General features: G+C 71.1%; 7 protein-coding genes and 1 tRNA gene. 5 read left to right on the top strand and 3 right to left on the bottom strand.

All coding sequences use genetic code 11. The features are described 5' to 3' along the window. The coding region (locus tag ACTIDRAF_RS27870; RefSeq protein ID WP_169533964.1) for a MarR family winged helix-turn-helix transcriptional regulator at window positions 1-508 on the bottom strand (508 nt) is incomplete at its 3' end. 69 nt (window positions 509-577) lie between these two features. Here ACTIDRAF_RS27870 and ACTIDRAF_RS27865 point away from each other — a divergent pair. From ACTIDRAF_RS27865 to ACTIDRAF_RS32625, 3 genes are all read left to right on the top strand, one after another. After that, entirely contained in the window at window positions 578-1,237 is a 660-nt protein-coding gene (locus tag ACTIDRAF_RS27865; protein ID WP_245533478.1) for an SgcJ/EcaC family oxidoreductase, read from the top strand. A gap of 301 nt (window positions 1,238-1,538) precedes the next feature. Then, entirely contained in the window at window positions 1,539-2,846 is a 1,308-nt protein-coding gene (locus tag ACTIDRAF_RS0208610; protein WP_026065910.1) for an AAA family ATPase, read from the top strand. Window positions 2,847-2,852: 6 nt separating this feature from the next. Beyond that, window positions 2,853-3,560, top strand: a complete 708-nt coding sequence (locus ACTIDRAF_RS32625) for an RloB family protein (RefSeq protein ID WP_083886170.1) — start codon at window positions 2,853-2,855, stop codon at window positions 3,558-3,560. On the opposite strand, the gene ACTIDRAF_RS0208600 is transcribed toward ACTIDRAF_RS32625, so the two are convergent. After that, window positions 3,552-3,622 (bottom strand) — tRNA-Gly (locus ACTIDRAF_RS0208600). The two genes, ACTIDRAF_RS32625 and ACTIDRAF_RS0208600, sit on opposite strands and share 9 nt — an antisense overlap. Before the next feature lie 68 nt (window positions 3,623-3,690). Between ACTIDRAF_RS0208600 and dcd the strand changes: the two genes are divergently transcribed. Beyond that, window positions 3,691-4,272 (top strand): dCTP deaminase, encoded by a 582-nt coding sequence (gene dcd, locus ACTIDRAF_RS0208595; RefSeq protein ID WP_016698329.1) that lies wholly within the window; start codon window positions 3,691-3,693, stop codon window positions 4,270-4,272. A 642-nt stretch (window positions 4,273-4,914) separates the two neighbouring features. Continuing rightward, a complete protein-coding gene (locus tag ACTIDRAF_RS0208590; RefSeq protein ID WP_211215294.1) occupies window positions 4,915-5,754 on the top strand; it encodes a hypothetical protein in 840 nt (279 codons plus the stop codon). A gap of 884 nt (window positions 5,755-6,638) precedes the next feature. On the opposite strand, the gene ACTIDRAF_RS0208585 is transcribed toward ACTIDRAF_RS0208590, so the two are convergent. Further along, window positions 6,639-7,268, bottom strand: coding sequence for an HAD-IA family hydrolase (locus ACTIDRAF_RS0208585; RefSeq protein WP_026065909.1), 630 nt, complete (start codon window positions 7,266-7,268; stop codon window positions 6,639-6,641). Window positions 7,269-7,794 lie beyond the last annotated feature (526 nt).

Here is a 7,794-nt window from a genome sequence, read left to right as displayed (position 1 = left end):
CGGGCCGGAGGGCCGCCGGGTTCGGCGGCGGGGCGCCCGGGGTGGAGCCCGCCGTCGACTGCTGGCCGGTCGAGCCGCTGAAGCCCACCGCCCCCTGGTACGCCTCGGTCGCGGCGCGGAAGTAGGACAGCAGGCCCGCGCGCTGCTCCTCGGTGAGCGCGCCCACGGCTCGTCCGATGGGTTCCCTGGTCCTGCCGAGCAGCTCGACCAGGGGTGCCGGCAGTCGACCCGTGTGCCGCACCACCGTGCGGCGACGGTCCTCGGGATCGGTGGTGCGTTCCGCCAGCCCGGCCTCGACCAGGCGGTCCACGGCGCGGGTCGCGGCGCTCGGGGTGATCCGGAGTCTGGCGGCCAGCTCTCCCGAGGTCATCGGGCCGTCCAGGTCGAGCAGGTTGCTGGCCTGGTAGTCGGTGTGGCCCAGCCCGCTCATGTCCGCTGCCGCCAGGTGGAACCGGACGACGGCGGCCAGGTAGCGGCGGTAGGTGGACGTCATCTCGTCAGGGGGCATCGACACCATCCTTGATCGTGTGCAATAATTGAACCAAGTCAATTATTGCACGAAGTGAAGGAGGCCGTGGTGGTCGAGGTGCTGCCCCAGGAACGGGTCGAGACGAGCGATGCTGAGCCCCGCCGGACGCGTCGGCGGCTGTGGTGGGTGCTGGGCGGCCTCGGTGCTGTGCTTGCGCTCGGCGCGGGCGGTGGTTACCTCGCGCTGAAAGCCACCAGCGATGTCGCGAACACGGGCGTGGCCGAGTGTTCCGAGGTCCCCGTCACCACCGCCCTCGGGGCGGAGGTCGTGGCGGAGGCGCGGGCGGGTGCCTGCGCGGCGGTCGCCGAGCTCGGCCGGGCGTGGGCGGAACACGACGCGGACGCCTACGGCGCCGTGTTCACCGAGAACGCCACCTACACCACCTTCGCCGCCACCCACTACGTCGGCAGGGAGGACATCGTGCGCAGCCACGAGGCCCTCTTCGACGGCGTCCTCGCCGGCACCCGCCTGACGGACTCCTACCTCGGGTTGCAGGTCCTGACCGAGGACGTCGCGGTCCTCACCGCGCGCGGCGACACCTATGAGGGCGACGAGCCCGGCGAGCCGAGCAAGGTGCAGACCTACACCCTGCTCCGGGACGGGGACACCTGGCGGGTCGCGGCGTTCCAGAACACCCAGCGCCAGGAGGTCATGGAGCGGATCCAGTACCTGTGGATGCCCGAGACCCGGCCCGCCGCCGAGCGGTGAACCACGCGCGGGCGATCGAGCGGCGGTCCTCCGGAGGTGTCCGTGTGGGCACTGGCGCGGAGGACGCCGGCGGCCCCGCTCCCCGCCCGCGAGGCGATCGCCCGGTGCGCGCGAAGCGGCGTCGCGGTGCCGATGGCGCGCCGCCGCCCGGGGCCGGTCCCGGCTGTCGTGCGGTGATGTTCACCCGCGCGTGCCTGCTGTACTGCCCGCCTACTGGGTACCATCACGGTGCCGTTTGCGACATCGTGTGACGCACAGGGCGTCGAAACCGCGCACACACGGCAGTTGGGGGGTGGTGGTCGTGTTGTTGAGGTTCCGAGCCGCCAACCACAAGTCCTTCCGCGACGAGTTCGAGTTGTCGATGATCAGGGCGGACAGCGACGTCGGAGTGAGCTTCGACGGCGACTGGGCCGACGTCACCCGGAGGGTCGCGGCGATCTACGGGGCCAACGCCTCGGGCAAGACCACCGTCCTCGACGCGCTTCACTTCGCCGTCACCGCCGTGCGCCAGTCGAACGTCCACTGGGCGGATCGCGACACCTTCCCCTACCACCCCTTCAAGCTGGACCAGGGGTCCGCTCGAAGTCCCTCGCTCTACGAGATGGACGTCGTCGTCGAGGGGATCCGGCACACGTACGGGTTCCGGAGCAACGGTCGCGGAGTGGTGGGGGAATGGCTGTACTCCTACCCACGAGGGCGGCGGCGGGTGCTGTTCGAGCGGGACGCCACCAGTCCCAGTCCTTATCGTTTCGGTAGGACCCTGAAGGGTGAGAACGCCACGATCTCGAAGGTGACGAGGGACAATGCGTTGTTCCTGTCCACGGCGGCCAGCTATCGCCACGAGTGGTTGTCGAAGGTGCGGGGCTCCATCCTGGGGAAGTTCGATTCGTTCTGGCGCGGGAATGGCGAGGCGGAGCGACGGTTGGCGGCGGTCAAGAGGATCCTCGAGGGGAGCAAGGCCGAGGATCGAGCGTCAGTACTGCTGAGAGTCGCGGATGTCGGAATAACCGGCGTCACCGTGGAGCGAGCCGAGGTCGACGAGAAGTTCCTGAAGTTCCTCCGGCACATGCACGAGTTCGTCCAGGCCGAACACGGTGCCGCCGATGCCGATCTCAACGACGTCCTTGAGGATGTCAGTCGGCGCCTCCAGTTCTCCCACGCCACGGCTGCTCCCGACACCTCGGTCATGCTCGGTCTCGACGAGGAGAGCCACGGCACCATCACGTGGTTGACGATGGCACTGCCCGCCCTGGACGTTCTGCGGGCCGGCGGCGTCCTGGTCGTCGACGAGCTCGACAGCAGTCTGCACCCCCTCCTGACCGCCACCCTCGTTCGCATGTTCGAGGAGCCGGCCACCAACACCGCGGGTGCGCAACTCCTCTTCTCGTCCCACGATGTTTCGCTGCTCGGTAAGCTGACCAGGGGCCAGCTGAAACGGGACGAGGTGTGGTTCACCGAGAAGGATTCGTCCGGGGCCAGCCAGCTCTACTCGTTGGCCGAGTTCAGGACTCCCGAAGCGGGGAACGTCGAGAAGCGGTACCTGGAGGGGCGCTTTGGCGCGACGCCGATCGTGGACCTGGACGAACTGGTCGGGGCCGCGAGCAAGTGAGGGTGGGTGACCAGGCGAGGTAGGGGTAGGGACTCCCTCTCGAGGTCCACAGGAAAGCGTTCGGAGCGCCGCCGGATCCTGGTCGTCACCGAGGGAAAGGTAACGGAACCCACCTACCTCAACGAGCTGAAGCGGCGGCTCCGCGCGACGGGAGTGAGCGTCAGCGTCGTGCCTGGCAAGCACTCCGACCCGCGCACCGTCGTGGACACGGCGAGGACCCAGCGCGACAGCGCCGAGCGCGCGGGGGAGGCGTTCGACAGCGTCTGGTGCGTCGTCGACGTGGACGACCACCGGGGGTTACCCGCCGCGATCAGGGACGCGAGTCGCTCCGGGCTGAAGGTCGCGGTCAGCAACCCCTGCTTCGAGATCTGGCTGTTGTGGCACTACGAGGACCAGACGGGCGCGCTCAGCTCCGAGGCGCTCCGGAAGCGGGTGGAGCGGTACCTCGACGGCAAGCACATCCGACCCGCGTTTCCCTATGGCAGCTGGGGGGAGGCCTGCCGGAGAGCGGCGGCGGCCAGCCCAGCCACACCCCCCCGCGAACCCTGGCAGTGGAGTGCGCGAGCTGGTCATCGAGATGTCCGGGAATTAGTCGGCGGAGTCGGGGCGCACCGTCGGGGGCGTCGACCAGCACCGGGCGGAGCCCGGCACGACGAAGGCCCAGGTCCCGGGTGGACACCCGCTGACCTGGGCCTTCGTGCTACGAGCGGATGACGGGAATCGAACCCGCGTTCTCAGCTTGGGAAGCTGATGTTCTACCATTGAACTACATCCGCAGTGGCTCCCAAAGCATACACGGTGCCCGCCGGGGCCTCCACCACCCCCCGGCAGTTAGGCTGACGCGGTGCTTCTGAGTGACCGTGACCTGCGCGAGGAGATCGGAGCCGGTCGGCTCGCGATCGATCCGTACGACGCCGAGCTGGTGCAGCCCTCCAGTGTGGACGTTCGGCTCGACCGGTTCTTCCGGGTCTTCGACAACAGCAAGTACACCCACATCGACCCCTCCCTCCAGCAGGACGAGCTGACCTCCCTGGTGGAGACCGAGGGCGACGACCCGTTCGTGCTGCACCCCGGCGAGTTCGTGCTGGGCTCCACCTTCGAGACGGTCACCCTGCCCACGGACCTGGCGGGGCGGCTGGAGGGGAAGTCCTCGCTCGGCCGGCTGGGGCTGCTCACCCACTCCACGGCGGGCTTCATCGACCCGGGATTCAGCGGGCACATCACCCTGGAGCTCTCGAACGTCGCGAACCTGCCGATCACCCTGTGGCCGGGCATGAAGATCGGGCAGCTCTGCCTCTTCCGGCTTTCCAGCGCGGCCGAGAACCCCTACGGCTCCTCGGCGGTCGGCTCCCGCTACCAGAACCAGCGGGGCCCCACGCCCTCCCGGGCACATCTGAACTTCCGGCGTTTCGAGACCAAGCGCTGACGCCCGGGCCGATCGGGCCGTTCGGCGGGCGGCGGTCGCGTGGACCGGGCCGAGGACTGATCCGCATGCCCTGGAGCACCACGATGGGCGAGTGCGCGTACGGTGGGCGGCCCCAGAGCGAACGTAGCCAGGATGCGTGCGAGGGGTCGTGAAGCCGAGATCCTCGCCCCGACCTGGGCTCCGTCCTTTCACGTCCCTGGTGGTTTTCGTGCCGCGCCCCCCAGTCGAGGCGGCGCCGCGTAGCCGCATCAGTACCTAACGGGACCATAAAGCTTCGCCGGACCGGCCGTTCAGGTACGTCAGGACGCGCTAGACCAGTCACTGGCGCGGACCGTGGAGCAGCTGATGTGGGTGTGCTGCTGGTCCTGGGAAGGTCGCGCACCAGGGACCAAGGGGAGTGCGGTGATGAGGAGAGCCACCCGCCGAGCGGTGGGAGCCGTTGCCGGGGCTCTGATGGTGTGTTCGTTGGCCGCCTGCGGTAGCCGTGTGGTCGAAGGACAAGCCGTTCCGGTGGAGGAGTCGGGGACCACGCCTGGGGCGACGGGGAGCGAGCGCACCTCGGAGGCGGGAGGTGAGGGGCACGAGGATGATTTCGCCGAGACGCCGATCACGGAACCACGGCTGGTGGATGCCTGCGCGCTGGTGGACACGTCGGTCCTGGAACCTGTCCTGGACGGCGACTCCCTGAGCATGGGGACGAGTGCGCACGCGATCGCGCAATGCCTTTTCGGGGACTGGGACGTGACAGGAGCGCTGCGTATCGACGCCGAGAAAGTCCTCGTTCCATCCCCTGCGTCTCGCGTGCTGCGCGACTTGGACGCGATTACCTGGGACACCGTCGTGGATGATACGTGTGAGACGACGCTGGCCTGGCTTTCTGGGGGGCCGGCCATCATCGTCGAGATGTGGCATGAGGCCGAGGACGGGAGCGTCGGTGGTGGCGCGGAGTTGTGCGTGGCGGCTTCCGAAGTCGCGGTCGCGGCCGCCTACCGCCTGGTAGACGGCACGGATCACTACGTGGTACCTCCACCGGGGAGCCTGTTGTCCCTGGATCCGTGTGAGGTCATCGGCGGCCTCGAGGTCGCGGTTCTGCACGACACGTTGGCGGAGGCGCCGTTGCGGGCACGCGGGACCGGGGACGTCGTATGCGAGGCCGTGAGCTACCTCCCGGGCGGCGCGGTCCTTGTGACGGAGGTGGGATTCGTGTGGGTCCCGCTCCCGGATGGCGGTGAACTGATCAGCGTCGCCGGGCGGGATGTGTACATCGCTCCGGCTCCTGATCAGGGTGTTTCGATGTGTGCCGCGTTCCTGGTCGGACGACAGGTCGACTACGCCGCCGAGGCAGCCGACAATCTCCACGAGATGCTCAGCGTCGTCTTCTCCGTGCCGCTCGAGCCGGGAGAGGACGACGTGACGGGGTCCGCGAAGGCATGTGACCAGCTGGTGCCGGTCCTGGAACCGCTGGTAGCCGGACTGTCGTGAACACGGCGGTGCGGCTGGGCGAGTTGCGCCTGGGACTGGCCACCACCGGACCGGCTGGCGGCCGGTCCCGCGCCTGTACCCGAGTCCGGCCTTCCTGACGATCAAGGGCGGGAGGAGGTCGAACCCGCCCGACACCCCGTTCTCCGCCGCACCCGTCAGATGCTGGTCAGCCGCTCGCCGCTGGTGTGGCGGTGGCTCACGCCCGACCCACGGGTCCTGACCGGACGGGGGGCCTCGGGGCCCTGCGGACAGCGTGGAGGCGCGCCGCCAACCGCCCGTAGGGCGACGTGCGCCCGATGCGTCTGATCCGATGGGACCTCGTCCCCGGCCAGCAGGGCGGTGAGGCAGAACAGGCAGGAGCGTGGTGGGGACCTCGCGCGCGGGTACGCCTCCCCAGTGGCGTGCTGACCTCGGCTCCAGGTTGAGCTGGAGAACCGGTCACCCCGCTCGTGGCGGTGACGCCGATCGTGGCTGACCGCTCCACGTCCCCGCCGGTACGTTCTCGTCCTGCCCGCTGGGCCTCGTCCACCACCGGGCACGTGCGGGCGCCGGCCGGGGCCCGGATGGCCGGAGCGGCAGGCCGTGGACCCGGTGGGCTCGCGGCGAACGCCGCTGACGCTGATGCCGCGATCCGGGGGCCAGCGCAGCAGGTCCACGCCGTGGGGTTCCTCGTCCCAGCGTCGACGGGCCGACGCTGGTGCCCGAACCGCCGGCGGTTCCACCCGACGAGGACCAGCCGGTCCGCCACGGCACCACGGGAACCCCCTGTGCGCCTCTCGCCCTGCCGGAGGCACGCGCCGGCCGGACACCGGAGACCGTCCCGCACGGCGGACCGGCCGAGTTCCCGCGACCTGACCCGGCCCGGTCCGGGCTCCTGCCGCCCGTCAGCGGCGGACGACCTCCACCCCGCCGTCCCGGGGGAGCCACCGCAGCTCGGCCAGCGTCGACACCACCAGGTCGGCGGGCAGCGCACCCACGTCCGGATTGGTGCCCACACCCACGCTCCGCATCCCGGCGGCCCGGGCCGCCGCCACCCCAGCCGCCGCGTCCTCCACCACGAGGCAGTCCTCCGCCGGCACGTCCAGCAGCCGAGCGGCCGCCAGGTGGGGCTCCGGGTCGGGCTTGCCCCGGGCCACGTCGTCGGCGGTCACCATGACGCGCGGGGGCCGCAGTCCCGCCGCCGCCAGCCGCTTCCCGGCCAGCGCCCGGCCCGCCGAGGTGACGATGGCCGCCCGGTCACCACCCGCCGCCAGCACCTCGGCGGCCCCGGGGAGGGCGACGACGTCGTCGAGGTCGGCGAGTTCCAGTTCGTCCAGCCGTTCCAGCGCCGGGCCGACCCGCTCGGGTGGCAGCACGGCGGCCACCGCGTCCGCCGAACGCAGGCCGTGGAAGTCGGCCAGTCCGGTCGGGTCCACGCCGTGTTCCCCGCACCAGCGCCTCCAGCACCGGTCGACGGCCGGAGTCGAGTCGACGAGGGTCCCGTCCAGGTCGAGGAGAAGTGCCCGCACGAACATCGTTCGACGGTAACCGAGCCGGCGGTCGAGCAGCACGCACGAGGCCGCCGGCGCGGCCGTGACCAGGGGCACTCACGGGGCTGGCCGCCGGGACCGGCGGACGGAGGTGACCCGGGTGGGCCGGTCGGGGGGCCGAACCGGGAGGACCGGGACGAGCCGCACGGCCGCCCCGCGCCCGGCCGCGAGCGCGGGCGACCCCGAGGGCTCCGGGCGGCTGCCGAGCGCCCCGAGCCTCGGCGCCCCCGGAGGGACGATCGGGTGGCCAACCCCGGTCACCCGGCCGGCCGAGGCGGAGTGACGCGCGCCGCCCGCGGCCGTCCACCGAGGTGCCCGGCGCGGTGACCTGGCTGCCGCCCCGACCGGAACCCGCATCCGGCTGGGCCTCCCGCGCACTCCGCGCCACCGGCGCGTACGTGGTGCGCTGGTCGGCCTCGACCAGGTGGACCGTCCACTCGGGCGCCGGCCGACGCCGGCCGCCCGCACCCGGGCCGTCGCCGGTCCCCCCACCTCGGGCGAGGCCCGGGAC

It is taken from the genome of Actinoalloteichus spitiensis RMV-1378 (assembly GCF_000239155.1).
Lineage (GTDB): Bacteria > Actinomycetota > Actinomycetes > Mycobacteriales > Pseudonocardiaceae > Actinoalloteichus_B > Actinoalloteichus_B spitiensis.
The sequence above is the reverse complement of the archived record's forward strand: the minus strand, read 5'-3'. Positions and strand labels throughout refer to the sequence as shown.

Coding starts and splice junctions, on each gene's coding strand:
- ACTIDRAF_RS0208585 (WP_026065909.1), bottom strand. CDS start 7,268: ATGTTCGTGCGGGCACTTCTCCTCGACCTGGACGGGACCCTCGTCGAC.